29 protein-coding genes and 1 tRNA gene are annotated in these 25,530 nt (G+C 71.0%); 17 read left to right on the forward strand and 13 right to left on the reverse strand.

Annotated elements, in window-relative coordinates; translation table 11 throughout:
- Positions 1-19 precede the first annotated feature (19 nt).
- Positions 20-1,849 carry a prolyl oligopeptidase family serine peptidase gene (locus tag FCN18_RS17865; RefSeq protein WP_112265008.1) on the reverse strand — a complete coding sequence of 610 codons (1,830 nt, stop codon included), beginning with the start codon at positions 1,847-1,849 and terminating at the stop codon, positions 20-22.
- A gap of 35 nt (positions 1,850-1,884) precedes the next feature.
- On the opposite strand from FCN18_RS17865, the gene FCN18_RS17870 reads away from it, so the two are divergent.
- Complete coding sequence (locus tag FCN18_RS17870; RefSeq protein ID WP_137095656.1) at positions 1,885-2,592, forward strand: class I SAM-dependent methyltransferase; 708 nt, start codon at positions 1,885-1,887, stop codon at positions 2,590-2,592.
- Positions 2,593-2,890: 298 nt separating this feature from the next.
- Here the strand turns inward: FCN18_RS17870 and FCN18_RS17875 are convergent.
- The 3 genes from FCN18_RS17875 to FCN18_RS17885 all read right to left on the reverse strand — a co-directional run bounded on the left by FCN18_RS17875 (position 2,891) and on the right by FCN18_RS17885 (position 6,204).
- Positions 2,891-2,964 (reverse strand) — tRNA-Pro (locus FCN18_RS17875).
- 29 nt (positions 2,965-2,993) lie between these two features.
- The gene (locus FCN18_RS17880) at positions 2,994-3,935 is read right to left on the reverse strand and encodes a metallophosphoesterase (protein ID WP_137095657.1); all 942 of its coding nucleotides are present in this window, start codon (positions 3,933-3,935) and stop codon (positions 2,994-2,996) included.
- Between the two features lie 109 nt (positions 3,936-4,044).
- Positions 4,045-6,204 (reverse strand): transglycosylase domain-containing protein, encoded by a 2,160-nt coding sequence (locus FCN18_RS17885; RefSeq protein WP_112265004.1) that lies wholly within the window; start codon positions 6,202-6,204, stop codon positions 4,045-4,047.
- A 290-nt stretch (positions 6,205-6,494) separates the two neighbouring features.
- Here FCN18_RS17885 and FCN18_RS17890 point away from each other — a divergent pair, with 290 nt between their 5' ends.
- Entirely contained in the window at positions 6,495-6,788 is a 294-nt protein-coding gene (locus FCN18_RS17890; protein WP_112265002.1) for a WhiB family transcriptional regulator, read from the forward strand.
- 18 nt (positions 6,789-6,806) lie between these two features.
- Here FCN18_RS17890 and FCN18_RS17895 read toward each other — a convergent pair whose 3' ends face one another.
- The 3 genes from FCN18_RS17895 to FCN18_RS17905 are packed head-to-tail and all read right to left on the reverse strand — an operon-like array spanning position 6,807 to position 9,227.
- Positions 6,807-7,943 carry an ArsA family ATPase gene (locus tag FCN18_RS17895; protein WP_137095658.1) on the reverse strand — a complete coding sequence of 379 codons (1,137 nt, stop codon included), beginning with the start codon at positions 7,941-7,943 and terminating at the stop codon, positions 6,807-6,809.
- Positions 7,940-8,941, reverse strand: a complete 1,002-nt coding sequence (locus FCN18_RS17900; RefSeq protein WP_112264998.1) for an ArsA-related P-loop ATPase — start codon at positions 8,939-8,941, stop codon at positions 7,940-7,942. Before FCN18_RS17900 ends, FCN18_RS17895 begins: the two co-directional genes overlap by 4 nt.
- 37 nt (positions 8,942-8,978) lie before the next feature.
- Complete coding sequence (locus tag FCN18_RS17905) at positions 8,979-9,227, reverse strand: hypothetical protein (RefSeq protein ID WP_112264996.1); 249 nt, start codon at positions 9,225-9,227, stop codon at positions 8,979-8,981.
- A gap of 32 nt (positions 9,228-9,259) precedes the next feature.
- Between FCN18_RS17905 and FCN18_RS17910 the strand changes: the two genes are divergently transcribed.
- The 11 genes from FCN18_RS17910 to pqqB all read left to right on the forward strand — a co-directional run bounded on the left by FCN18_RS17910 (position 9,260) and on the right by pqqB (position 16,435).
- Positions 9,260-9,421 carry a DUF4177 domain-containing protein gene (locus FCN18_RS17910; RefSeq protein ID WP_003068074.1) on the forward strand — a complete coding sequence of 54 codons (162 nt, stop codon included), beginning with the start codon at positions 9,260-9,262 and terminating at the stop codon, positions 9,419-9,421.
- A 4-nt stretch (positions 9,422-9,425) separates the two neighbouring features.
- Complete coding sequence (locus FCN18_RS17915) at positions 9,426-9,881, forward strand: RidA family protein (protein ID WP_113641267.1); 456 nt, start codon at positions 9,426-9,428, stop codon at positions 9,879-9,881.
- Positions 9,881-10,510: a hypothetical protein gene (locus tag FCN18_RS17920; protein ID WP_112264993.1), complete on the forward strand. Its 630-nt coding sequence runs from the start codon at positions 9,881-9,883 to the stop codon at positions 10,508-10,510. Before FCN18_RS17915 ends, FCN18_RS17920 begins: the two co-directional genes overlap by 1 nt.
- 36 nt (positions 10,511-10,546) lie before the next feature.
- The gene (locus FCN18_RS17925; RefSeq protein ID WP_112264991.1) at positions 10,547-11,680 is read left to right on the forward strand and encodes a hypothetical protein; all 1,134 of its coding nucleotides are present in this window, start codon (positions 10,547-10,549) and stop codon (positions 11,678-11,680) included.
- A 4-nt stretch (positions 11,681-11,684) separates the two neighbouring features.
- On the forward strand, positions 11,685-12,497 hold the full coding sequence (locus tag FCN18_RS17930) for an NUDIX hydrolase (RefSeq protein ID WP_228714024.1): 813 nt from the start codon (positions 11,685-11,687) through the stop codon (positions 12,495-12,497).
- Positions 12,494-13,270 carry an MBL fold metallo-hydrolase gene (locus tag FCN18_RS17935; RefSeq protein WP_137095659.1) on the forward strand — a complete coding sequence of 259 codons (777 nt, stop codon included), beginning with the start codon at positions 12,494-12,496 and terminating at the stop codon, positions 13,268-13,270. Before FCN18_RS17930 ends, FCN18_RS17935 begins: the two co-directional genes overlap by 4 nt.
- A gap of 68 nt (positions 13,271-13,338) precedes the next feature.
- Entirely contained in the window at positions 13,339-13,437 is a 99-nt protein-coding gene (gene pqqA, locus FCN18_RS17940) for a pyrroloquinoline quinone precursor peptide PqqA (protein ID WP_110340926.1), read from the forward strand.
- 106 nt (positions 13,438-13,543) lie between these two features.
- Positions 13,544-14,224, forward strand: a complete 681-nt coding sequence (gene pqqC / locus FCN18_RS17945) for a pyrroloquinoline-quinone synthase PqqC (RefSeq protein ID WP_170200566.1) — start codon at positions 13,544-13,546, stop codon at positions 14,222-14,224.
- Complete coding sequence (gene pqqD / locus FCN18_RS17950; RefSeq protein ID WP_137095660.1) at positions 14,221-14,472, forward strand: pyrroloquinoline quinone biosynthesis peptide chaperone PqqD; 252 nt, start codon at positions 14,221-14,223, stop codon at positions 14,470-14,472. The genes pqqC and pqqD overlap by 4 nt, the downstream gene beginning before the upstream one ends.
- Entirely contained in the window at positions 14,463-15,557 is a 1,095-nt protein-coding gene (pqqE, locus tag FCN18_RS17955) for a pyrroloquinoline quinone biosynthesis protein PqqE (RefSeq protein WP_137095661.1), read from the forward strand. The genes pqqD and pqqE overlap by 10 nt, the downstream gene beginning before the upstream one ends.
- Complete coding sequence (pqqB, locus tag FCN18_RS17960) at positions 15,554-16,435, forward strand: pyrroloquinoline quinone biosynthesis protein PqqB (RefSeq protein ID WP_137095662.1); 882 nt, start codon at positions 15,554-15,556, stop codon at positions 16,433-16,435. The genes pqqE and pqqB overlap by 4 nt, the downstream gene beginning before the upstream one ends.
- 21 nt (positions 16,436-16,456) lie before the next feature.
- Here the strand turns inward: pqqB and FCN18_RS17965 are convergent, their stop codons facing one another.
- From FCN18_RS17965 to FCN18_RS17975, 3 genes are all read right to left on the reverse strand, one after another.
- A complete protein-coding gene (locus tag FCN18_RS17965; RefSeq protein WP_206077933.1) occupies positions 16,457-17,713 on the reverse strand; it encodes an MFS transporter in 1,257 nt (418 codons plus the stop codon).
- A gap of 373 nt (positions 17,714-18,086) precedes the next feature.
- A complete protein-coding gene (locus FCN18_RS17970) occupies positions 18,087-18,761 on the reverse strand; it encodes a Crp/Fnr family transcriptional regulator (protein WP_005441764.1) in 675 nt (224 codons plus the stop codon).
- Positions 18,762-19,034: 273 nt separating this feature from the next.
- Entirely contained in the window at positions 19,035-19,286 is a 252-nt protein-coding gene (locus tag FCN18_RS17975; protein WP_110340936.1) for a hypothetical protein, read from the reverse strand.
- Between the two features lie 92 nt (positions 19,287-19,378).
- On the opposite strand from FCN18_RS17975, the gene nth reads away from it, so the two are divergent.
- The 4 genes from nth to FCN18_RS17995 are packed head-to-tail and all read left to right on the forward strand — an operon-like array spanning position 19,379 to position 22,643.
- Complete coding sequence (gene nth / locus FCN18_RS17980) at positions 19,379-20,149, forward strand: endonuclease III (protein WP_206077934.1); 771 nt, start codon at positions 19,379-19,381, stop codon at positions 20,147-20,149.
- Positions 20,146-20,742, forward strand: a complete 597-nt coding sequence (locus tag FCN18_RS17985) for a TlpA family protein disulfide reductase (protein ID WP_137095663.1) — start codon at positions 20,146-20,148, stop codon at positions 20,740-20,742. The genes nth and FCN18_RS17985 overlap by 4 nt, the downstream gene beginning before the upstream one ends.
- Positions 20,739-21,449: an NUDIX hydrolase gene (locus tag FCN18_RS17990; protein WP_112264975.1), complete on the forward strand. Its 711-nt coding sequence runs from the start codon at positions 20,739-20,741 to the stop codon at positions 21,447-21,449. Before FCN18_RS17985 ends, FCN18_RS17990 begins: the two co-directional genes overlap by 4 nt.
- Positions 21,450-21,458: 9 nt before the next feature.
- Complete coding sequence (locus tag FCN18_RS17995; protein ID WP_112264973.1) at positions 21,459-22,643, forward strand: MarP family serine protease; 1,185 nt, start codon at positions 21,459-21,461, stop codon at positions 22,641-22,643.
- 61 nt (positions 22,644-22,704) lie between these two features.
- On the opposite strand, the gene FCN18_RS18000 is transcribed toward FCN18_RS17995, so the two are convergent.
- From FCN18_RS18000 to nhaA, 3 genes are read right to left on the reverse strand one after another with little or no spacing between them, the layout of a single operon-like run.
- Positions 22,705-23,652 (reverse strand): alpha/beta fold hydrolase, encoded by a 948-nt coding sequence (locus tag FCN18_RS18000; RefSeq protein WP_137095715.1) that lies wholly within the window; start codon positions 23,650-23,652, stop codon positions 22,705-22,707.
- A gap of 20 nt (positions 23,653-23,672) precedes the next feature.
- Positions 23,673-24,188, reverse strand: a complete 516-nt coding sequence (locus tag FCN18_RS18005; protein ID WP_199542483.1) for a phage holin family protein — start codon at positions 24,186-24,188, stop codon at positions 23,673-23,675.
- Positions 24,189-24,200: 12 nt separating this feature from the next.
- The gene (gene nhaA, locus FCN18_RS18010; protein ID WP_112264970.1) at positions 24,201-25,415 is read right to left on the reverse strand and encodes a Na+/H+ antiporter NhaA; all 1,215 of its coding nucleotides are present in this window, start codon (positions 25,413-25,415) and stop codon (positions 24,201-24,203) included.
- Between the last annotated feature and the right edge of the window lie 115 nt (positions 25,416-25,530).

Genomic DNA, 25,530 nt, shown 5'->3' on the forward strand with positions numbered 1-25,530 from the left:
AAGCTCCCTTGCTCCCTTCTCACGTCAGGTTCAGGGCGCGGCGGGCGAAGTCGACCTCGATGGCGACCTGCTTGATCGTCTCCGCGATCACGAGCGAGCCGTGGCCCGCGTCGTAGCGGTAGAACTCGTACGGCACCTCGCGCGCGGCGAGGCGATCCAGGTAGTTCTCGATCTGCCGGATCGGGCAGCGCGGGTCGTTGTCGCCCGCCAGCACCAGCACCGGGACGTCGACGTTCTCGATGTAGCTGATCGGCGAGCACTCGTCGTAGACGGCTGGCACGTCGGTGGGTGACCCGCCGAAGAGCGCGCGGTCGAACGCTCGCAGCTGCTCCATCTCGTCCTCGTAGGCGGCCACGTAGTCGGCCACGGGCACACCGGCGACACCCGCCGCCCACCGGCCGGGCTGGGTGCCGAGCGCGAGCAAGGTCAGGTAGCCGCCCCAGGAGGCCCCGGCCACCACGCACCTCGCGGGGTCCGACAGTCCACTGCGGACCGCCCAGTCGTGAACCGCGGCGACGTCCTCCAACTCGGTGAGCCCTGGACGGCCCTCGATGGCGTCGCGCCACGCCGAGCCGTAGCCGGTCGAGCCCCGGTAGTTCACCTCCACCACGGCGAACCCGGCGTCGAGCCACACCGCGCGGTACGCGGAAAACCGGTCCTCGTCGGCGGCGTGCGGTCCCCCGTGCAGCAGGAAAACCGTCGGCTGCGGACCCTCCGCGCCCGGTGGGCGGGAGACGAGCGCGTGGATGCGGCCGCCGGGACCGTCGACGAACGCGTCGGTCACCGGCTCCGAACCGGGTGCCTTTTCGCCGGGCGGTTCGAGCAGCACGCCGTCCGAGCCGTCGGCGGCACGCACCCGCACCACGGGCGGTTCCGCCGCACTCGACCACGAGTATTCGATGGTGCCGTCGGGGCGCACGCCCGCGCCGCCGATACGGCCCGGCGGCGTTTCCACCGCCGTCAGCTCACCGGAGGCGAGATCGTAACGGTGGAGCGAGCTGCGGCCCTCGTAGAAGTGCACGATCAGCAGCGCGCTCGCGTCCGGGTACCAGTCGCCGACCACCTCGCCGGGCAGCCCGAGGTCGATCTCCTGCTCGGCGCCGCTCTCGACGTCCCAGATCAGCAGTTCCTCGCGGCCGTGCCGCTCGTGCAGCAGGAGCAGCCGGGTGTCGCCGTGCTTCGGCGAGAACGCCAGCGCGGACAAACCCTTGCCCTCTCCGTCCCACTTGTCGGCGACGGTGGTGAAGTCGTCGCTCGCGAGCACGCGAACGGCTGGGTGCCGGGAGTCGCCGTGCTCGGAGTGTGAGATCGCCAGCAACCGCTCGTCCCGGGACAACGCGGACACGCCGGCGTCGTCCTCGCTGCTGTAGAAGCGCATGGTCTCGCCGTCGCGGTGGGCGTAGAGGGTGGAGCCGTCGTCGGTCGAGACACCGACGGCCACCAGCCGGTGACCGATCTCCAGGCCCGCCGGGTAGCCGTCGGGCACGTCGGTGAGCGCCTTGGCCGCCGCGCCGTCGCCCGCGTACGGCTCCCTGACCCAGGAGCCGAACTCGTCGCCGTCGGTGTCGTCGAACCACCAGATCCACTGGCCGTCGGGCGAGGGCGTCGCGTGCAGGGTGCCGTTGGGGCGGTCGGTGACCTGGCGATGGGTGTCCGCCGCGCGGTCCCACGCGTAGACCTCCCAGACGCCGCTCGCGTTCGACACGTACAGGCTGGCGTCCGGGGCGTCGAGGGCCCATTCGGGCACCGAAACCCTCGGCGCCTTGAAGCGCGCGCGCCAGCGTTCCTCTGCGGCCGGGTCGGCGAAGAGCTGGTCGGGGACCTGAGCTGCCGGATGCTGTGTGGTCACACGTGAGATCCTGCCAGGTCCGTACTGTTGTGGGCGTGCTGGAGGGTTACGCGGGCTTCGCCCTGCCGAGGCTGGAGCCGGGCATGCGGGTGGTCGATGTCGGCTGCGGGCGTGGCGCGATCACGCTGAGTCTCGGCACGGCTGCGCATCCGATAAGCGTGCTGGGTGTCGACGCCGACGTCGCCGAAGTCGCGCTGGCCCGCAAGTCGGCCGAGCGGGCCCGGGTATCCACAGTGGACTTCATCGCGGCGTGCCCCGAAGGGCTGCCCCTTCCATCGTCCTCAGTGGACGTGGTCTTCTCGCACGCGCTGCTCGAGCACGTGCCGCAGCCGCAGGCCGTGCTCGCGGAGTGTGCACGCGTCCTGCGGCCCGGTGGCACCCTCGCGGTGTCCACACCGGACTGGAGCAAGGCGAAGCTGCGGCCGAAGACGGCGAACGTCGACGCGGCGCTACGGGGACGGCACCTGCTGCACCGCAGGGCGGGCGGCGATCCGTTCGCGGGCAGGCACGTGGCCGACTGGGTGGTGCGAGCCGGTTTCCGCGACGTCCGGGCGAAGGCGCGATTTCACGCGGAGATCGGCTACCGCGAGCTGGCGGAGCGGGTGGAGGCCGAACTGGCCGAGGCCATCCACATCCGGCAGGACCAGCAGCTCGCGAGCGCGGCCCGCTCGGCGTGGATGTGGGTCCGCAACGGAAACGGCGAGTTCGCCCAATGCTGGATGGAGGTCCTGGCAACCAGGTGACCCACCCGCAGTGAAGGCCACCATGCCTGCGCCCGCCCGTCTCCCACCACCACCCAAACGGAGGCGCGCCGCGCCGCTGTGTTCGATCAACGCAGTGAAGGCCACCATGCCTGCGTTCAACGCAGTGAAGGTGGCCTTCACTGCATCCGGCAACCCCACTCCCAAAAGGTCTACCTAAGGGGGGTCCGGGGGGGGGGCGAAGCCCCTCCGGGTGGGGCGTGGGGGCTCCGCCCCCACAAGACACAAAGGAAGAGCCGTGTCCGCGCTTTCCGCGGACACGGCTCTTCCAGATCTTCCGTCGGGGTGGCGGGATTTGAACCCACGACCTCCTCGACCCGAACGAGGCACGCTACCAAGCTGCGCCACACCCCGATGTACTGCTCAATGGGTCGGGAGACAGTCTAGCGGACGTCGCTGGCGGCCTTTCGCCGGGCTGCCTTCCTCGCCTTCGCGGGCGCCTCGTCGCGCGGGACGAGCGTCAACAGGCTCGCCTCCGGTGGGCACGCGAAGCGCACCGGCGCGTACGGCGATGTGCCGAGGCCTGCCGAGACGTGCAGCCACATGTCGGCGCCCCAGCGCGAGGCGCCGCGGGCGCGGGAGCGGTCGAGCTCGCAGTTGGTCACCAGTGCGCCGTAGCCGGGGATCCGGAGTTGCCCGCCGTGGGTGTGGCCGGCGAGCACGAGGTCGTAGCCGTCGGACGCGAACGGGTCGAGCACGCGCGGTTCCGGCGAGTGCGTGATACCGAGCCGGAGCACGGCGTCCCGATCGGGTCGGCCAGAGATGTCGACATATCGATCTCGGTGCAGGTGCGGGTCGTCCACGCCTGCCGCGAAGATCCGCTGGCCCCCGACCGTGATCGTGCGCCGGACGTGGGTCAGGTCGTGCCAGCCGTGCTCGAGGAACGCCGCGCGCAGGTCGCGCCACGGCAGATGCCTGCCGTGGATGCGCTTCTTGCGGCCCCTCGGCATCAGGTACCTGGCGGGGTTCTTCGGCTTGGGCGCGTAGTAGTCGTTGCTGCCGAACACGAACAGGCCGGGCCGGTCGAGCAGCGGGCCGAACGCACGCAGCACCGAGGGCACCGCCCGCCGGTGGGCGAGGTTGTCGCCCGTGTTGACGACCAGGTCGGGCTCCAGCCGGTCGAGCTCGGCGACCCAGCGCTGCTTGGAGACCTGGCCGGGCAGCATGTGCAGGTCGGAGACGTGCAGGATTCTGATCGGCCGGGCTCCGCTGGCCAGTACGGGCAGCTCCGCCGTGCGCAGTGTCCAGTGCCGCCGCTCGATGTCGACGGCGTAACCGAGGGTTGCGGCGCCGAGTGCCGCCGTACCCGTCACGAGACGTTTCATCATCATCCTTGAGCGTGCCTGTGTTACCCAGCGTACACGCGTGATGCAGAAAACGTGTTCGTCCGTGGCAACGATTCAGCCGATCGTCGCCGATGTGCTCAGCCGGGCTTCAGTTGACCCGCTCGTACTTCGGGTCGGCCGGGGGCAACGGCGGGGCCGGCTGCCCTTCGAGGATCTTGCTCACGGCTCCGAACCACGTCCTGGCCGGCGTCTTGCCGCCGAACATGTTGCCGCTGTCTCCGTCGACCGCGATCACGTTGCCGGGCCCGCCGTCGACCAGACCGCCGTTGGGCAGGTCGGGCCGGAACACCATCGACGCGCCCGCGATCTGCGGGGTCGCGCCGATGAAGGCGGCCGAGCCGTTGTTCTGGGTGGTGCCGGTCTTACCGATCATCGGCCGGCTCCAGCCGACGCCCTGGGCCGCGGCCGCCGCGGTTCCGCCTGGCAGATCGTCCTTGCTCAGCCCCACCACCATCGTGTTGGCGAGCCCCTCCGGCACGGCCTGCTCGCAGGGCTCCTCCTTGATCGGCACCGGGTTGCCGCTGCGATCCCGGATCTCGCCGATCGGCGTCGGCGGGCACCACACGCCGCCGCTCATCAACGTCGCCGCGACGTTGGCCAGCTCCAGGCCGCTCGTCGGGCTCACCCCGAGCGTGAACGAGCCCTTGCCCGGGGACCGTTCGCTCGGTCCGAAGAACTGGGTCTGGCTGAGCCTGACCTCCTGGCTCTCCGCGTTCGGGTCGGGCGGGCCGCCGGTCGCGGCGTTGGACGCCATCGTCTTGCGCAGCCCCAGTTTGCTGGCCATCTCGACGATCGGCCCCATGCCGGTCTGCTCCTCGAGTATCACGAAGGCCGTGTTCGGCGAGGTCTGCAACGCCGTCTGCAACGACATGCTGCCGCTGTAGCCCTCGCTCGCGTTCACCACGCAGTAGCCGCGCGTGTAGGGCGCGATGTAGGGACACGGCGGAGGGCTGCCGCTGAAGATCTGCGACACGTGCGACGGCGGCGACTGGACGGTGTCGTAGATGCCGACCACACCGCGTTCCACGGCGGCCGCGGCGGTGAACATCTTGTAGCTCGATCCCGCGCCGGTCACGTTCGAGATGGCCGAGGGCAGCGCGTACTCCGTCTGCCCCGCCTCCGCGTCGGGCCCGTAGTCGCGGTTGGCGGCCAGCGCCACCACCTCGTGCCGGTCCTTGCCCGGCTTGACCAGCGACAACGTGTTGGCGACGTTGTCCTCCATCTTGTCCACCTGCTCCTCGGCCGACTGCTTGGCGAGGTGGTTGGACCTGGGGTCCATGGTGGTGCGGATGGTGTAGCCGCCGGTGTAGAGATCTTCCTTGGTCATCCCGTGCTCGAGCAGGTAGTCCTCGACGTACTGGCAGAAGAAGCCGTGTTCGGGGCCTGCGCCGACGCAGTTGGCGGCCGGCTTGTTGGGTCCCTCGGGGACCACGCCGAGCGGCTCGGCCTTGATGCGTTCGGCGTCCTGCGGCGAGAGCTTGCGATTCTCCACCATCTTGTCGAGCACGAAGTTGCGCCGCTCCGTGGCGCGCTCCGGGTTGTTCCACGGGTCGTAGGCGGGCGGGTTGTTGGCCATGCCCGCGAGCAGCGCGCCCTGCGCGACCGTGAGCTTGTCCGGCGTGGTGTTGAAGTAGGCGCGCGCGGCACCACCGACCCCGTAGATCTCGCGCGAGAACTCCACGACGTTGAGGTAGCCGGCGAGGATCTGCTCCTTGCCCATCTTCGTCTCGAGCTGGATGGCGATCCGGGCCTCGTTGAGCTTGCGGGCGATGGTGACCTCCTGCGCCCGCTGCTGGCCCAGCTTGTCGCCCCGGTAGATGACGTTGATGAGGTAGTTCTTGACGTACTGCTGCGTGAGCGTGGACGCGCCCTGCGTGTCGCCGCCCGAGGTGTTGCTGATCGCCGCTCGGATGGTGCCCTTCCAGTCGACTCCGTGGTGCTCGTAGAAGCGGCGGTCCTCCACCGAGATCAGCGCCCATTTCATGGCGTCCGAGATCTGGTCGGGGGCGGTGGGTATGCGGTACTGGTCGTACAGCGTCGCGATCGGTTGGCCGTCCCGGTCGGTAATGGTGCTGACCAGCGGCGGCGGCTCGTCGGCAAGGCCCGTGGACATGGCCTCGACGGTGTCGCTGGCCTGGTTGGAGAGCACCCCCATGCCCCCGACGACCGGGAAGAGGATCCCCGCGACCAGCACCCCCGCGAGTAGGCAGAGGCCGAGCATCTTCAGCAGACCGTCCCTCATGCGCACCCATATCAGGGTAGCCACGAGTGGCGTATCTCACCTGATTCGTTCACTGGGCCGAGCGGGTTGCGTTCTCCGGATACCGCATTGACAGGAATGTGACATCTGGTAACAAAACGCGGCTTGGGGGTTGGCGGACGGAACCGAGGCCCCCTACAGTCCGTCAACATCTCACGAATACGGCGCCTGGGGAGGCGCTACTGGAGGGACGTGAGCACAGGAGACCTGCTCGCGGGGGGCGAGGCCGAGGAACTTCGCTGCCTGCCTGCGGTCACAACAGGGTAGGAGCTGGGGGTATGGAGACCAACCAGTCGGACTGGCGGATCTATGCGTACTGCAGGGACACCGACCCCGACGGCCTGTTCGTCAGGGGCGCGGAGCAGAACCGGGCCAAGGTCGTCTGCATGGGGTGCCCGGTGCGCACCGAATGCCTGGCCGAGGCGCTGGACAACCGGATCGATTTCGGTGTCTGGGGCGGGATGACCGAGCGCGAGCGGCGCGCGCTCCTGCGCAGGCGGCCCGAGGTGGGCAGCTGGCGCGACCTGCTGGAGTCGGCCAAACGCGAGTACGAGCCCGCCGCGGGAGCCTGAACGCTGAAGGGGGCCGCCTCAGCTTCCGGCCAGGCGGTCCCCGATTTCCCTCAACCCGGCGAGGTCGTGCACGTCGCTGGGCAACGCCGGAACCCGCACGACCGACACCCCGGGGTGAGCCCGGGTGAAGCGCGCGAGCAGGCGCTTCTCCCGTTCGGCCAGCGCGACGCGGTCGGCGTGCAGGCGCAGGACCGCGGCGGCGAGCGGAGCGCTCCTGCCTCCGCGGTCGAGCGCGTCGGCCGCGGCCAGCGCGTCGATGGCCGAGAGATCGGCGAGCACCGGATGGGTCCGGTTCGCGACGAGCCCGGCCAGCGGCATGGACTCCTCGGACAGCCGCTCCACGAAGTAGCTCGCCTCCCGCAGCGCGTCCGGTTCGGGCGCCGCCACCACCAGGAACGCCGTGCCCTTCGAGCGCAACAGCTCCGCGGTCTTGCGGGCCCGCTCGCGGAACCCGCCGAACGTCGTGTCGAACGCCTGCATGAACGCCGACGCGTCGGCGAGAAGCTGCCCGCCGAGGATGGTCGACACGGCCTTCGCGAACATCGAGAATCCGGCGCTGACGACCTTGCGAAGGCCCCAGCCGCCCGCCTTCGCCGGTCCGGTGAGCAGGCGGATCATCCGGCCGTCGAGCGCGGCGGAGAGCCGGGTCGGCGCGTCGAGGAAGTCCAGCGCCGACCGGCTCGGCGGTGTGTCGACGATGATCAGCTCCCAGTCGCCCGCAGCCGCGAGCTGGCCGAGCTTCTCCATCGCCATGTACTCCTGCGTGCCGGAGAACGACGTGGAGATCGTCTGGTAGAAGCGGTTGGCCAGCAGCTGCTCGGAGCGTTCCGGCCCGGCGTGGCGGCGCACCATGTCGTCGAAGGTGCGGCGCATGTCGAGCATCATCGCCCACAGCTCACCCTTCGGCTCGAAGCCGGCGACCGAGACCTTGCGCGGGTGGTTGCCCAGTTCCCGCAGGCCCAGCGCCTGTGCGAGCCTGCGGGCCGGGTCGATCGTCAGCACCACGGTCTGCCTGCCGCGTTCCGCCGCGCGCAGGGCGAGCGCCGCCGCCGTCGTGGTCTTGCCGACCCCACCGGAGCCGCAGCACACGATCACGCGCGTCTCGGGGTCGTCGATCAGTGTGTCCACGTCCAGGCTCGAGGTCGGGAAGGTCATCGAACCCCCTGTTCGACCAGTGCCTCGGCGAGTTCGTAAAGAGCGGCGACGTCGACGCCACCGTTGAGGTCGGCCAGCTCGAGCGTAGGCAGGTCGCTCTCGGAGAGCTGCTCGCGCGCGCGTTGCTCGGCGGCCAGCCGGATCGCGTGCTCCACGGTCTCCTCGACGAGCCCGTCCAGGGTCGCCTCGGGCAGCTCCAGCCCCGCTGACGCGAGCCCGCCGCGGACGCGGGAGGCGTCGACCCTGCCGTCCGCGGCGGCGGGCACCGATCGCGCGGGCAGCCTCGGCGGGCGGACCCGGTTGATCAGCACCGCTCCCGGCCGCAGATCGGCGCCGTCGAGTTCCGCGACCGCGTCGAGGGTCTCCCGTACCGGCATCTCCTCCAGCAACGTCACGAGATGCACGGCCGTCTCGCCGGAGTGCAGCAGCCGCACCACCCCTTCGGCCTGCGCGCGGATCGGACCGGTCTTGGCCAGGTCGGTGAGGGCCTTGGTGACGTCGAGGAACTTCACCACGCGGCCGGTCGGCGGCGCGTCGACCACGACGGCGTCGTAGGTGTGCCTGCCGTCGGACTCGGTCCGCCCGACGCACTCCTTGATCTTGCCGGTCAGCAGCACGTCACGAAGACCCGGCGCGAGGGTGGTCGCGAACTCGATGGCGCCCATGCGGCGCAGGGTCCGGCCAGCGAAGCCGAGGTTGTAGAACATCTCGAAGTACTCGAGCAGCGCGGCCTCGACGTCGATGTGCAGAGCCCGCACCTCACCGCCGCCGGGCGCGGCGGCGATGCGCTGCTCGGCGTAGGGCAGGGGCTCGGTGTCGAAGACCTGGGCGAAGCCCTGTCTGCCCTCCACCTCGATGAGCAGCACGCGTCTGCCGTGGCTGGCCAGCGCGAGTCCGAGGGAGGCGGCGAGGGTGGTCTTGCCGGTCCCGCCCTTGCCTGTGACGAAGTGGAGCCGGGTCCGTGTGAGCTCGTCGGTCCAGCCAGCCGGTGTGGTCACCTAGGCAGGGTAAGCCAGAAATCCCGATCATCGCGGCTCAGGAGGCGAGTGTGAGGACGGTGACGACCAGCGTGACGAGCCCGGCGACACCCCAGGCCACGGCACCGGGCAGCACCGTGAGTGTGAGCACGCACAGCACGGCCACCGTGGTGAAGGACACGAGGCCGGCGACGGCGACGGTCGGCGAGCTGTCGGTGCTGTCGCGCGCCTTGGCCATGATGATCAGCACGCCTGCCACGCCGGCCACGGCCAGCAGGATCGTCGCGAGGATGCGCCATGTCTCCACGCGCTCAGACGGTACTGGCTAGGGTGTGCCGCATGAGTGCCACGAAGTGGGAGTACGCCACGGTTCCACTGCTGATCCACGCGACCAAGCAGATCCTCGACCAGTGGGGTGAGGACGGCTGGGAGTTGGTGACCGTGCTGCCCAACCCCAGCGGCGAGCAGCACGTCGCCTACCTGAAGCGACCGAAGGGCTGAGCCCGTGAGCTGGAGCGCGAGGCTCGCCGACCTCGGCATCGAGCTGCCCGGCGTCGCCGCACCGGTCGCCGCCTACATTCCCGCCATCCGCAGCGGCTCGCTCGTGTTCACGTCGGGCCAGCTGCCGTTCGTCGAGGGCTCGCTCGCCGCGACCGGCAAGGTCGGCGGCGAGGTGAGCCCCGAGGAAGCCAAGCAGCACGCACGCACTGCCGTGCTCAACGCGCTCGCGGCCGTGCACGATCTGGTGGGCATCGACTCGGTGGTCCGGGTGGTCAAGGTGACCGGTTTCGTGGCCTCCAGCGAGGGATTCACCGGTCAGCCCGCCGTGATCAACGGTGCGTCCGAGCTGCTCGGAGAGGTTTTCGGCGACGAGGGCAGGCATGCCCGGTCCGCCGTGGGCGTCGCGGAACTGCCGCTCGGAGCCCCAGTCGAAGTCGAGCTGACCGTGGAGGTTTCCTGATGGACCCCGACATCGAGTACGCGTGCCACGAGCTGCTGCTGCGGCTGGCCGGGCGCATGCCCGACCAGATGCTGTGGCGGTTCCGGGACTGGCTGGGTGAGGGCGCGATGGGTACGCTCTCCCGCACCCTCCCGAAGTCTTTGCTTAAGCACAGGATCGATCTCGACCAGGCGGAGTACCGCCTGTTGGTCGCCGGTCTGATCCCCCACGGTGCCGATTGGCACCAGGTGAGTTCGACGCTTGGGGTAGACGCCTCCGCCGAGAACCGGTACACATTCACGACGGGTGCACCCGATTGGGTGAACACCGTCGATTCGGTGTCCGTGGTGGTTCACGCAACGTTGCGTGGTCGCCCGGATGTGGGAGAGGTTCGGGAGAGCTGGCGGCACGACCGTGGGTCCGAAGACGAGGCGAAGCGGATCCTGCTGGTCACCGCGGTTTCCGGCCTCCCACGACTTACTGGGGAGCTACAACGAGTCCTCCGGGTGCTCGGTGACGAGGCGCCGAGCGTGGAGGTCTTGCCGGTGCAGTTCGACGTGCCCGCCTACCACCGGGCGGCGCTCGAGAACTCACGGTTCGTGTGCGTGGGCTCCGTGGACGCCGGTCACCACAAACTCGTACCCGCGTAACGCTCGCTCGGCCAGCGGGCTGGAGGGAGATCGGCGATGGTGGATGTCCACGATGGCCTGCCGAAGGACGGCTTCGCGGTCCCGCTGCGACTGCACAACGTCCTGCTGGCGCTGGCGGGCCGACTGGACGACAGCGCGCTGTCGGAGGCACGTGAGCTCGTCGCTCGTTCGCACCTGGACGACGCGGCCGAACTCGCCGTCGGCGCGCTGATCTCCGGCCGGATCATGGTCCGGCCTGCCGAGCAGCGTGAGCTGGCGCTCGTGCTGGAGATGAGCAGGTCGGACGCGACGCTGGCCGATCAGCTCACCGTCGGCGACGCCATTCCCGGCTACGCCCACCGGTTCAGCCGCGAGAACGAGCCCGAGCGCGGCATCTCCGAGGCGCTCGACCGCACCCTGCAGGTGCTGCCGGATCTGCGCTCCGTGCACGCCGTGTGGCGCAACACGCCCGCGGGCAGCGTGCCGGGCCCGCTGCCGCAGCGCGTGGTGCTCGTCGAGATCGGCCCCGAGGCACACCCGCCCGCCGTCGCGTTCCGCGTCGACGACGCGCTGCGCAAGGGCGGCATCCGCTCGGTCGTCGAGGTCACCGGACCCGGAGCCGAGCGCACCGAGTACCACGAGGCGGCGCTGGCCGCGGCGACGCCGGTGTGGCTGGCCACGGGCCAGTCGGCAGGCGGCTCGGCCTCGTGGAGCGCACGCGGGCCGCGTCCGGTCGGGGGCGCCCACACGGTCGCCGAGGCGCCGACGCCGCGTGAGCCGTCCCATGCGGCTCCCGACTTCGAGGAGCCTGCCGTAAAGGTCTCCACCGAGGAGAAGGACACCGGCGAGGCTCCCGAGAAGGAGCCGGAGCCCACCCCGGCGGAGCGGGAGAACCGCGCCGCGGCGACCACCGAGATGACCAAGGAGGAGGTCGCGCAGCTGCGCGCCGCTATCGCCGAGGACCCCGAGAAGGGGCGCGCGATCGCCGCCGTCAACCTGCGTTCCGACGAGATCGTCGAGCTGCCCGAACTCGACCTCGACGACCCGCAGCTGTCCGACCGCGACCGCCAGCTGCTGCGTGAGCTGCACGCCGAGCTGGCCGAACGCGAGCGCGCTGAGGCCGCGAAGAGCGCCAAGAGCAGGACGAACGGCAGCGAGCACCGCTGGGCGGACGGCTTCTCCGGCGGCTGAAGGTATGTTTCGGGGCGTGCCAGCGAACTTCCACGTGCCGAAGCAGTCTGTGCTGTCGTTGCCGGCCGAGCCGCCGGAGCGGCCCGCCGCCGCCAAGGACGCGGCGACGGTTTTGCTCCTTCGCGACGCGGGTGACGGCGTCGAGGTCTTCCTCCAGCGCCGTGTCACGGCGATGGCCTTCGCGGGCGGGATGACCGTCTTCCCAGGCGGGGGTGTCGACCAGCGCGACGCCGACGCGTCGGTGAGCTGGGCAGGTCCGCCGCCCGCGCGGTGGGCGGAGTGGTTCGGCTGCTCCGAGTCGGTGGCGAGGGCGCTGGTGTGCGCGGCCGTCCGCGAGACGTTCGAGGAGTCGGGCGTGCTGCTGGCGGGCTCCGAGTCGAGCACGGTCACCGACACCTCGCAATACGCGGCCGCCCGTGAACAGCTCGTCTCGCGGGAGCTCTCGCTCGCCGGCTTCCTCGCAGGCGAGGGTCTGACCCTGCGCGCGGACCTGCTGCGGCCGTGGGCGAACTGGGTGACCCCAGAGCAGGAGCCGCGCCGCTACGACGCGCGGTTCTTCCTCGCCGCACTGCCAGAGGGCCAGCACGCCGACGGCAGGACCACCGAGGCCGAGTCGTCCGGCTGGAGCAGGCCCGCCGACGCCATCGCCGACGCCAAGGCGGGCCGGAGCACGCTCATGCCCCCCACGTGGTTCCTGCTCGACGAGCTCATCTCGTGCGCGTCGGTCGCCGAGGCGCTGGCGCAGGAGCGGTCGGTGCGCAAGATCACGCCTCGGCTCGTGCCCGACGGTGACGCGGTGAGGGTGGAGTTGCCATGACCCATCCCGCGTACGGGAAGCTGCGCGAGGTCTCGCCCGCCGCCTCGGTGCTGCTGGAGAACAACCCCTCGATGATGACGCTCGAGGGCACCAACACGTGGGTGCTGCGGGCGCCCGGCTCCCGCTCGTGCGTGGTGGTGGACCCCGGTTACGAGGACGTCGAGCACCTGGAGCGGGTCGCCGCCGTCGAGCCCGTCGAGCTGATTCTGCTCACCCACCACCACCCCGACCACTCCGAGGGCGCGCCGTGGCTCGCCGAGCGCGTCGGCGCGCCGGTGCGCGCGTTCCAGGCCGACCTGTGCCTCGGCGCGGAGCCGATCGCGGACGACGACGTCGTGACCGCCGCCGGGCTGGAGATCGCCGTGCTGCACACCCCCGGCCACACCGACGACTCGGTGAGCCTGCGGTTCGACGCGGCAGGGCGCACCCACGTGCTCACGGGCGACACCGTGCTCGGCCGGGGCACCACTGTGCTGACCGATCTCGGACACTACCTGCGCTCGCTGAAACTGCTCTGCGCGTTGCCGGAGGGGGCACTCGGGCTGCCCGGTCACGGGCCGGAGCTGGCCGACCTCACGGCCACCGCGCGCGAGTACTCCGCACACCGGGAACAGCGGCTCGACCAGGTGCGAACCGCGCTGCGGCAGCTCGGCCCCGAGGCGACGCCGCGGCAGGTCGTCGAGATCGTCTACGCCGACGTCGACCCCTCGCTGTGGGGTCCGGCCGAGTCCAGCGTGGTGGCTCAGTTGGAGTATCTGCGGTCCGAGGGATAGCGCTTTCAGCGCGAATCCCGTTACCGTGGTGGCGTTTTCATCGACATCCCAATGGAGGGAGGCGCACCATGGTCGAGTCGGGCGAGCTGGAGGTCTGGACCACCCCGGACTTCGAGGAGTACGAGACGCCGATGGAGGTCACGGCGTACTTCGGCCGTATGGAGTGACGAGTGTTTCGGCGTGGCCGATGGGAAAGCGCTTACAGCCGTTCCGTCGGCCACGCCCCACCGACCCGGGAGGACGGCAGTGCGGCCGATCGAGCCGAAGCCACCGATGACCGAGCAGGCCTTCGTCGCCGCGCTCAAGGGACTCTCGCACCGCTACTGGGGCACCCATCCGTTCCACCACCGGATGCACGCCGGTGAGCTGACCGAGCACGAGCTGCGGGTCTGGGCCGCCAATCGCTGGTACTACCAGCGCATGCTGCCGCAGAAGGACGCGGCGATCATCAGCAACTGCCCGCTGCCGGAGGTGCGCAGGCAGTGGCTCGACCGCATCGTCTACCACGACGGCCGGGCCGAGGGCGAGGGCGGAGCCGAGCGCTGGCTGCGCCTGTGCTCGGCGGTCGGCCTCGACCGTGAGGAGGTGCTGGACGAGCGCCACGTCGCGCCGGGCGTGCGGTTCGCCGTCGACGCGTACGTGAACTTCGCGCGCACCAGGCCGTGGGCCGAGGCGGTCGCCTCCGGGCTCACGGAGATGTTCTCCGGGCACCTCATGCGCCGCCGGGTCGGCGACATGCTGGCGCGTTACGAGTGGATCCGCAGCGAGGACCTGGCCTACTTCACGAACCGGATCGACGCCGTGAGCGGCGAGGGCGAGGAGACGCTCGCGATCGTCGTGGCCCACTGTGTCACCCGCGAGCAGCAGGAGGCGGCCGTGGCGGCACTGTCGTTCAAGTGCGACGTGCTGTGGTCGATGCTCACCGCCATCGAGCACGCGGCGGCGAAGCAGTGACGCCCCGGCTGCGCTGCGGCGTGCGGCTGACCTACGACCGCACCAGGCAGACCCACGTGCTGCTGTTCCCCGAGGGCGTGCTGGTGCCCAACGCGACCGCGGCCGCCGTGCTCGAGCTGTGCGACGGCGAGCGGACGGTGCCCGACATCGCCGCAGCGCTCGGCGAGCGCTACGCGGGTGTGCGCGAAGGCGACGTCGGCGACGTGCTCGCCAGGCTCGTCGACCGGCAGGTGGTCGAATGGGCGTGACGGAGGAGGTGCAGGGGGTGCGGCCGCCGCTGGGCATGCTCGCCGAGCTGACCCACCGCTGCCCGCTGCACTGTCCGTACTGCTCGAACCCCGTCGAACTGGTCACGCGCGAGCGGGAACTGGGCACCGAGGAGTGGTGCTCGGTGCTCGACCAGGCCCGCGACCTCGGCGTCCTGCAGGTGCACCTCTCCGGCGGTGAGCCGCTGGCCAGGCCGGACCTGCCGGAGCTGGTCACCCGCGCTTCCGGTCTCGGCTGCTACGTCAGCCTCGTGACCAGCGGGCTCGGGCTCACCGAGGCGCGCCTTGCCGACCTCGTGGACCGGGGACTCGCACACGTCCAGCTGTCCGTGCAGGGTGCCGACGCCGCGCGGGCGAACCTGCTCGCGGGCGCGAAGGCCCACGACCACAAGCTCACCGCCGCGGCGCTGGTGAAGAGGTTCGAGCTGCCGCTGAGCGTCAACGTCGTGCTGCACCGGGCCAACCACGACCAGCTGGAAGGCATGATCGCGCTCGCCGAGCGGATGGGCGCCGACCGGCTGGAGCTGGCCAACACGCAGTTCTACGGCTGGGCGCTGCGCAACCGCGACGCGCTCCTGCCGACCCGCGAGCAGCTCGCGGCGGCGGAGCCGGTGGTGCGGGCGGCGATCGAGCGGCTCAAGGGCTCGATGCAGGTCGTCTACGTGCTCTCCGACTACTACGAGCAGTACCCCAAGCCGTGTATGTCCGGCTGGGGCGCCCAGCAGCTGACCGTGGCTCCGGACGGCACCGTGCTGCCCTGCCCCGCGGCCACGGCGATCACGACGTTGCCGCTGGAGAACGTGCGAGAGCGGCCGCTGGCGGAGATCTGGTACGACTCGGAGTCGTTCAACGCCTACCGTGGCGAGGACTGGATGCGCGAGCCGTGCCGGACTTGCGAGCGGCGGACCGTCGACTTCGGCGGTTGCCGCTGCCAGGCGTTCCAGCTCACCGGCGACGCCGCCGCGACCGACCCGGTGTGCCGTCGCTCGCCCGACCGGGGATTGGTGGACGTGCTGCTGGAGCCGCCGCACGGCTCCGGCGAGTTCGTGATGCGGGGTGTGCGGTGAAGGTGATTCTGCTCGGCACGGCCGCGGGCGGCGGGGTGCCTCAGTGGAACTGCGCGTGCGCGAACTGCGAGGCCGTACGCGACGGGAGTGCTCCCGCGCGGACGCAGGACTGCCTCGCGGTGAGCGCCGACGGCCGGGCCTGGTACCTGCTCAACGCTTCGCCGGACGTTCGCACACAGCTGACGTCCTGCGCGGCCCTCGCGCCGGGGCCGGGCCCGAGGGAGACGCCGCTGCGGGGTGTGTTGCTCACCGACGGCGAGCTCGACCACACGCTGGGACTGTTCCAGCTCAAGGAGGCCGCAGGCCTGCGCGTGTGGGCTCCCGGCGCGGTGGCGGCGACCGTGCCGGCGCGGGAGATCGCGGGGCGCTACCACGGCTGGGAGTGGCCACGGTTGAGGGAGAGGTTCGAGCTCGACGGCCTGGTGGTCACCGTGTTCCCGGTGAGCGGCAAGCGCCCGAAGTACGCCGGGGACTCGACCCTCGACGGTCCGTGGGTCGTGGCGTACCGGATCGAGGACCCGGCGACCGGCGGCTCGCTCGTGTACGCGCCGTGCGTCGCGCAGTGGCCCGCCGGGTTCGACGAATTCTGCGCGGGGGCGAGCTGCGTGCTGCTGGACGGCTCCTTCTTCGCGCCGGACGAGATGGCGGGCGCGACGGCCGGGGGCGTCGGCTCCGGCGCCCAGCTCGCGATGGGTCACCTGCCGATGGCGGGCGAGCACGGCAGCCTCGCGCGCATCCGGCGTTCGCGGGGCACTCGCTGGCTGTACACGCATGTCAACAACACGAACCCGGTGCTGAACCCGGCGTCGCCAGAGCACGCCGCCCTTCTCGAAGCAGGTGCCGAACTCCCGCCGGACGCCACGGAACTGCTCCTCTAACGGCCTTGGGGGCAGGCGGGGTCAGGTGAGTGCGGGTGCGGTGGGCTTGGGTTTGACGGGCCGCGGTGGGCGGATGGTGTGGCGGAGGAGCCAGACCACGGCCGCCAGGGCCAGCGCACACGCCGCCGCGGCCAGGAACGCGGCGGGCGGGCCGCTGTGCTCCACCAGGTAGCCGCTCACGGACTGGCCGAAGGCGAGACCCAGCGTCACCGCCGTGAGCACCCAGCCGAACGCCTCGGCCGCGGTGCCCTTCGGCGCGACGATCTCGATCGCCGTCGAGTGCGCCGTCGACTGCGGCGTGATGAGGGCACCGGCGCCGAGCATCGCGATCGCCAGTGCCCACAGCGTCGTCGGCAGCGCGAGCAGCGCCACCAGCGCGCCGAACAGGGCGAGCAGCACGGGCAGGCGGAGCCGCATCGGCCGGGGCCACGGGCGCAGGCTGTAGGCGACGCCGAAACCGACCGAGCTCACCGACCACGCCGAGAGCAGCAGCCCGCCGAGCGCGAGGTGGCCCGCCTCCTCGGCCGCCGCGGGCACCGCGACCTCGACGAACCCGATCACCATGCCGAAGCCCAGCGCCGCGAGCGCGAGTGTGCGCATGCCGGGGCTCGCGAGCGCGCCGAGCAGCCGCCCCCCGGTGCGCTCCTCGGCGGGCCCCCACGCCCGGACCGCCGGGCTCAGCGCGAACAGCACCGCACCGGTGACCATGCACGCGGCGCCCAGCACCATGCCGGTGCCAGGCCATGGCGCGGCGATCAGCAGTCCGGCCAGGCCGGGGCCGAGAATGAAGAACGTCTCCATGCTGATGGCCTCGTAGGAGAACGCCGCGTCCCGCGTGGGACCCTCGGGCACGAGCCGCGCCCACAGCGCCCGTGACGCCGAGCCGGTCATCGGCTCGGTCACGCCGATGCCAACGGCGAGCGTCACCAGCAACGGCGTGGGGGCATGCGCCTCGATCGCGAGCACGAGAATGGTCATCGCGACCGAGAACAGCGCCGCCACCAGTAGCAACGGCCGCGTGGGGCCGAACCGGTCGATGATCCGGCCCTGGACCACCGAGCCCGCCGAGACGCCGACGAGCGCCCCGGCCGACACGAGCCCCGCCGCGGCGAAGGACCCGGTCTCCCGCTGCACGAACAGCAGCGCGGAGATACCGATCATGGCGATGGGCAGCCGTGCGAACAGGGAGGCCACCATGGGCCTGCGGGCGCCCGGCGTGCTCAGCGCGATGCGGTAGTCGGCCAGCGTCGTGCGGCCGTGGGACTCGGACTGGGACACGCGTACCAGTATGCCTCGCAGTGGTACGCGAGTACCACTTGTATACCGGAAAAGCGACACGCCGACTCGAAGAGGTGTGAGATCCGTCCCGGATGGGTACTTCTGTCTCAGTTGGGTAACAGAGTGCGGATTCCGGGCATCAAACCATCACATTGGGCGTCCTTGAGAGTGAACGGCCTTGAGTTGGTGGGTAGGGGTCGTGGATCGTGGAAGTTACGAATAGCGCCGCAGTCTCCCTCCGGGAATCGGGTCGGGGCCTACAACCGGAGGGCGGGGAGCGCGGACTGTCGGGGGATGGTCCGCGCACAGCAAGGGGCCGGTGCGCCACGTCGGGGGTGGCGCCCGGCCCCTTGTTATGTCTGGAGCTGCGTGCTCAGCGAGCCCGGCGGGCGAGCCGCTCGGGGTCGAGGATCAGCACGCTCTTGCCTTCGAGTCGCAGCCAGCCACGGTGCGCGAAGTCGGCGAGCGCCTTGTTGACGGTCTCGCGCGACGCGCCGACGTACTGGGCGATCTCCTCCTGCGTCAGGTCGTGAGTGACCCGCAGCAGGCCGGCCTCCTGGCTGCCGAAGCGCTGTGCGAGCTGCAACAGCGCCCTGGCGACGCGGCCGGGAACGTCGGTGAAGATCAGTTCCGCGACCATGTTGTTCGTGCGGCGCAGCCTGCGCGCGACCACGCGCAGTAACTGCTCGGCGATCTCCGGACGCGTCGAAATCCACTGCCGCAGGGCAGGCCGGTCCATCGTCACGGCGCTGACCTCGGTCACGGTCGTCGCGGTCGAGGTGCGGGGGCCGGGGTCGAAGATCGACAGCTCACCGAACATGTCGGAAGGGCCCATGATCTGGAACAGGTTCTCGCGGCCGTCCGCGGACTTGCGCCCGATCTTCACCTTGCCCGACTTGATGATGTACAGCTTGTCGCCCGGCTCGCCCTCGTTGAAGATCACGTGGCCGCGGGGAAACTCCACAGTCTCCAAGGTCTGCGCAAGCGCCTCGGCTGCTGCCGGTTCCACACCCTGAAAAATGCCCGCGCGGGCCAGGGTCTCGTCCACCTCGTGCCTCCTTTGAGAAGCGACCGCGATCCTCGAACTCAAGGAGCGTGTCGCCGATCACTACGTGCAGTGTAGGGCGTGCTCCCGAGATCGCCTCCCGGCTCGCCGTGCCGAGGTGAACCCGCCCTGCGCGGGTGATACCTCAGCGCATTCGCGCCAATACCGCCTGTCAGAGCGGTGTGGAATCGATCTCGTCCGATCGGCCAGTGTAACCGTGACGCGCGGCGTCTCCGCTTGGGCGGTGGTGGGAGAACGCGCGGGACCGGCTCACTGTCAACCGCGGACGCGGCGCGGCTTCAGTTTGGCGGTCTTCCCGCCGAGCCTGCGCAGCCGGAAAAGCTCGAGCGCACGGCCGATTCCGTGCCCGTACAAGGCCCTGACCTCGTCGGGCTGGGCCTGCTCGAGGAACTCCTCGACGTCCTCACCGCGGACGGACACGTGCCGGAGCCTGTTCTCGACGCGCTCCATGCCGAGCGCGAACAGCATGACCACGAGGGGCACCGCGATGACGAACCATACGGTCATGAGTCTCCTCATCCTCGCTCGTGGCTGGCCACGGGGCCGACCTTAGCCAAGCACGTATCCGTCTGCTCGGACGGCGCACGTAGGCTAGCGGTGTGTCGTCAGCCGTCGGTCGCGCCCCCCGGAAGCGGCGCTCGTTCGCTGAAGAGAGCCGATTGTCGTTGGTAAGACGCGCCCGGCGTATGAAACGTTGCCTCGACGAGGCATATCCAAACGCCCACTGCGAGCTGGATTTCACGACGCCGCTGGAACTTCTCGTCGCGGTGATCCTTTCCGCACAGTGCACCGACCAGCGCGTCAACCTGACCACGCCCGCGCTGTTCGCCCGCTACCGCACCGCCGCCGACTACGCGGGAGCCGACCGCACGGAGCTGGAGGAGCTGATCCGGCCGACCGGGTTCTACCGCAACAAGGCGACGTCGTTGCTGGGGCTCGGCGCCGCGCTCGTCGAGCGGCACGGCGGTGACGTGCCTGGCAAGCTCGACCAGCTCGTGAAGCTGCCCGGCGTCGGGCGCAAGACCGCGAACGTCGTGCTGGGCGAGGCGTTCGGCGTTCCCGGGATCACTGTGGACACCCACTTCGGCAGGCTCGTGCGCCGCTGGGGCTGGACCGGCGACGAGGATCCCGTCCGCGTCGAGCACGAGATCGGCGAGCTGATCCCGCGCAAGGAGTGGACGATGCTCTCCCACCGCGTGATCTTCCACGGCAGGCGGGTGTGCCACGCTCGCAAGCCCGCCTGCGGCGCCTGCCCGCTCGCGAACGACTGCCCTTCCTACGGAGCGGGTCCGACCGAGTTCGACGTCGCGGCGAAGCTCGTGAAGGGTCCCGAGCGCGACCATCTGCTTTCACTGGTGACGAAGTCTTGACCACTGCGACCAAATGGGCGCTGGCCGTGGGCGTGCTCGCCCTCGCCGTGCTGGTGGCCGTGCTGCCGAACATCGGTGACGAGCCGGCGCCGCCGCGGGCGGGTGAGGACCTCGGACCCGCCCGCTCGGCCGCCGCGCTGGAGCCGTGCCCGAAGGGCAGCGGCACCGTCCAGCGGCTCGCCGGCGTGGAGGCCTCGTGCCTCGGCGACGGCTCGCAGGTCGACCTCGGCAGTGCGCTGGCCGGCGAGACGACGCTGGTGAACGTGTGGGCCACCTGGTGCCAGCCGTGCCGCGAGGAGTTGCCGCTGCTCCAGTCCTACGCCGCGGAGCCGGGCGCCGCGCGCGTGCTCGCCGTGCAGGTGCAGAGCGACGCGAAGGACGGCCTGGAACTGCTGGCCGAGCTCGGCGTGCACCTGCCGTCCGTGCACGACGGCGAAGGCCCGACCGGGCCGGTGCGGGAGGCGCTGAGGGTGCCGAGGGCGCTGCCCGCGTCGTACCTGGTCACCGAGGACGGGCAGGTCCGCTTCGTCGACGATCCGCGCCTGTTCACCTCCGTGGCGCAGATCCGCGAGACCGTGGAGGCGGCCAGGTGACCGGTCCGCTCGTCGACCCTGGCGACGTCCCGGAGTGGCTGCGCGGCCTCGTCGAGGTCAGCGGCGAGCTGGACGCGAAGACGTTCACGCGCTTCGCCGCGCCGTCCGGCACCAGGACGAGGTCCGCGGCCGTGCTGATCCTCTTCGGCGACGGGGGCGAACGGGGCCCCGACGTGCTGCTGCTGCGCAGGGCCGACACGCTCGGCTCGCACGCGGGCCAAGTGGCGTTCCCCGGCGGAGGCGCCGAGGACGGAGACGACGGGCCGGTCGGCACGGCCCTGCGCGAGGCCGAGGAGGAGACCGGGGTCGTCCCGTCGGGCGTGCGCCCGCTCGCCGTACTGCCGGAGCTGTACGTCCCCGTGTCCGGTTTCGCCGTCACGCCCGTGCTCGCCCACTGGCGCGAGCCGTGCCCGGTGCACGCCGTCGACCCGGCCGAGACGGCCGCCGTCGCGCGGGTGCCGGTGGCGGAGCTCACCGACCCCGCCAACCGCTTTCTGGTACGCAGGTCCGGTGCCGACTGGAAGGGCCCGGCCTTCGAGGTCGGCGAGATGTTCGTGTGGGGCTTCACCGCGGGCCTGCTCTCCGTGCTGCTCACCCTCGGCGGCTGGGAGCGGGAGTGGGACCACACGGACGTACGAGACCTTGACGTAGCGTTGGCGCGACACGAGGCCCGCGTCAGGCGCGCGGAGGCCGGCTCGCGCGAGTAGGGAGAGACGTTGAACTGGGTCGACGTGCTGGTGATTCTGCTGGCATTGCTGGCGGCGGTCTCCGGCGCTCGCCAGGGGGTCGTGATCGCGCTGCCCGCCTTCCTCGGGGTGATCGCGGGCGCGGTGGTCGGGATCCAGCTGGCGCCGATGGTCGTCGACTTCTTCGACCATCCCGCCGCGCGCGTCGCGTTCGCGGTGGGCACCGTGGTCTTTCTCGTCGCGCTGGGCGAGACGCTCGGCGTGTGGCTCGGCAACAAGCTCAAGAGCAGGATCCGCTCGCCGAAGCTGTCCGGCGTGGACAGTTCGCTCGGCGCGGTCGTCCAGGGCGTCGTCGTGTTCGTGGTGGCGTGGCTCATCGCGTTGCCGCTCACCAGCGTCGCCGCGTTGCCGGGGCTGGCCAGGGCGATCAACAACTCGGTTGTGCTCGGCGGAGTCAACTCGATGATGCCCGACGCCGCGCAGGGGCTGCCCGGTGAGCTGCGCCAGCTCCTCGACGCCTCCGGCTTCCCGTCCATTGTGGATCCGTTCCAGAAGGCGCCGGTGCGTGAGACCGGCCCGCCCGACGCGGCGTTGCAGAACAGCGCCGTCGTGCAGGACCTGCGGCCGAGCGTGCTGAAGATCCGCGGCATCGCGCCGTCGTGCTCGCGTTCACTGGAGGGCAGCGGCTTCGTGGTCTCGCCGGAGCGGGTGATGACCAACGCGCACGTGGTGGCCGGCACCGAGGAGGTGGCGGTCGAGACCGACGCCGGACGCCTCGACGCCAGGGTCGTGTACTACGACCCGGAGACCGACCTCGCGATCCTCGCTGTGCCCGGGCTCACCGCCGCGCCGCTGGCGCTCGACCCGCAGCCTGCGCAGGAGGGCGACGACGCGATCGCGCTGGGCTACCCGCTCGACGGCCCCTACACCGCGTCCGCCCTGCGCGTGCGCCAGCGCATCAACCTGCGCGGCCCCGACATCTACGACGCCAACACCGTGGAGCGTGACGTCTTCACGGTGCGCGGTCAGGTCCGTAGCGGGAACTCCGGCGGGCCGATGGTGGATCCCGACGGCGACGTGATCGGCGTGGTCTTCGGCGCGTCGGTGGAGGACCCCGAGACCGGGTTCGTGCTCACCGCCGACGAGGTGCGTGCCGAGGTGGAGGCGGCTCCGGGGCTGGGCGCCCAGGTCAGCACCGGCCCCTGCACGTCCTGACCGGATCCTCGCCCTGCAGTGAAGGCCACCCTCACTGCGTTCAACGCAGTGAGGGTGGCCTTCACTGCGGTTGCCCGCTCCCGCGCAGGAAGCTCACGAGCGCCTTCGCCGTGTTCTCCGGCTCCTCCAGTTGCGGGTAGTGCCCCACGCGCGGCATCGTCTCGAAGCGCGAGCGGGGGCCGAGCCACGGCGCGGAGTCATGCGCGGTGCCGGGGAGCACGACGGGGTCGGCGGCGCCGTGCAGCTGCAGCACCGGCATCCGCAGCCGTGCGTCGACGGCCTCGGCGAACCGCCTGCCCTCGCCGCGGAACTGCGCGCGGAAGGCCCACCGGTAGTACTCGAGCGCGCTGTGCGCGACGCCGGGAACGAGCATCGCGTTGCGGAACGCCCTCGCGGTCTCGGCGAAGCCGGGCCCGCGCCGCCACGTCTCGCCGGACCAGTCGTGGAGCAGCCGTTCGACGGCGGCGGCGTCGTCCTTCACGAGCCAGCGTTCCGGCCGCATCGGCATCTGGAACCGCAGCAGGTGGGACATCGCGCGGGCCTGGCTGCGCCGCCTGCGCAGGGCGGAGCGCCCGAACGCGGAGCGCAGCGCGAGCGGGTGCGCCCCGCCGAGCACGCTCACCGAGCTGACGACGCGGGGATGCAGGGTCGCGGCGGTCCAGGCGAGCAGGCCGCCCCAGGCGTGGCCGACGAGGTGCGCACGCCGCTCGCCCAGCGCGCGGACCAGGCCCGCGACGTCGCCGGCGAGCGTCCAGGCGTCGTAGCCCCGCGGTGGCTTGTCCGAGTCGCCGTAGCCCCGCAGGTCGGCCGCCACCACGCGGAACCCGGCCTCGGAGAGCGAACGCAGCTGGTGGTGCCACGTCCACCAGAACTCCGCGAACCCGTGCAGCAGCAGCACCAGCTCACCGGATCCGGCCTCGGCGACGTGCAGGCGGATCCCGTTCGCGGAGACGTCGCGGTGGGTCCAGGGACCCACCAGCCGGACGGTCGACGGGTCGGGCGCGGGCACGGCGACCTGCGGCACCGCCGTCAGCGCTGCGCCGGCAGGCCCGGCTCCGCCGCGGCGGGCTCGGGCTCGCGCCGGGGCTTCAGCGCTGCGGCCGTCTCCTTCAGGCTGTCGATCGAGCGTTGCGGCGCCCTGACCTTCTTCCACTTGCGGTAGCCGAGCAGGCCGAACAGCGCGGCGGTGACCAGCATCAGCAGGAACACGATGCCGAACGCCGCCCAGCGCTGCAGCCACTCCGACAGCAGCTCGCCGAGGAAGAAAAAGAAGAAGAACGAGCTGTACAGCGCGACGACGCCGGCGATCACGAAGAAGACGCTGCCCTTGGCCGCCTTCTTGGCCTCCCCGACGGTCTCCGCCTTGACCAGCTCGACCTCGGCCCTGAACAGGGTCGAGAGGTGCGCCGTCGCGTCCTTGACGAGCGCACCGATCGACTGGCCGTCGGCCGCGGATTCGTTCTCTTCGGACAGCGGGATGTAGGGCACTGAGCCCACACGATCGCCGCCGACCGGTTCGTGTTTGGGGCTGCTCACGGGCCTCATCGTGCCATGTGATCAATCCGAGGGCTCGGTGGGCGCGCCACTCGCGTGCACCTTGCTCCGCCTGATGAGCAGCAGGGCGGCGGTGAGGGACGCGACGGCCGACGCGATGAGCACGGCCGCCTTGGCCAGCTCGGCCGCCTCGCCCTCCAGGGAGAGCTCCGCGATCAGCAGGCTCACGGTGAAGCCGACCGCGCCGAGCATCGAGAGTGCCCCGATATCGAGCCAGGTCAGCGAGCCGGGCAGCCGCGCGATGCCGAGCCGGACGGCCAGTGCGGAGAAACCGAGGATGCCGACGAGCTTGCCGCCGAGCAGGCCCGCCATCACCGCGAGCGGGATGGGGCTCGTGAACACCGCGCTCAGCGCGTCGGCGCTGACCGCGATGCCCGCGGCGAACAGCGCGAACATCGGCACGGCGAAGCCGGCCGACCACGGCTGCAGCCGGTGTTCGAGCCGCAGGGCGGGAGCCTCGTGCTCGCCCCGGTCGGCCCGCACCCGCGTGAGCAGTCCGAGCGCGACACCCGCGATCGTCGCGTGGACGCCGGCCGCGTGCACCGAGGCCCAGACGACGAGGGCCAGCGGCACGTAGATCCACCACGCCCGGACGCGGCGGTGCTGCAGGTAGGCGTAGCAGGCCAGCCCCGAGACGGCGATCGCCGCGGCGACGAGGCTGAAGCTCTCGGTGAAGAGCGCGGCGATCACGATGATCGCGCCGAGGTCGTCGACCACGGCGAGCGAGAGCAGGAAGACGCGGGCGGCCGTGGGCAGGTTCGAGCCGGTCAGCGCGAGCACCCCGAGTGCGAACGCGATGTCGGTCGCCACCGGGATCGCCCACGCCTGCTCGATGCCCGGCTCGCCCCACGCGATGCCGACGGCGATCAGCGCGGGCGCGATCATGCCGCCCGCCGCGGCGATGATCGGCAGAGCCGCGGACTTGAGGTTGGACAACTCGCCGACCACGAGTTCTCGTTTGAGCTCCAGCCCGGCGACGAAGAAGAACACCGCCAGCAGGCCGTCCTTCGCCCAGTCCCCGATGGAGAGGTTCAGGTGCAGCGACTCGGGTCCGATGCGGAAGTCGCGGACGGTCCGGTAGACGTCGTCGAGCGGCGAGTTCGCCCAGAGCAGCGCGATGGCCGTGGCGGCGAGCAGTAGCATGCCGCCGGTCGTCTCGACCCGCAGGAAACGGGCGAACTCGGATACGGCCTGCGCAGGGCGGCGAGAAGTGTTCACGGGCGGCTCCAGGGATCGGCGATGAGACCGCCGACCAGACTTCCCGGCACACCTGCCTACCACCCTAACTGGTCGCCCGGCGTGGCCTGACCCCCGTCGGTCCGGAATTTACTCA

It is taken from the genome of Prauserella endophytica, assembly GCF_005146945.1.
Classification (GTDB): domain Bacteria; phylum Actinomycetota; class Actinomycetes; order Mycobacteriales; family Pseudonocardiaceae; genus Prauserella_A; species Prauserella_A endophytica.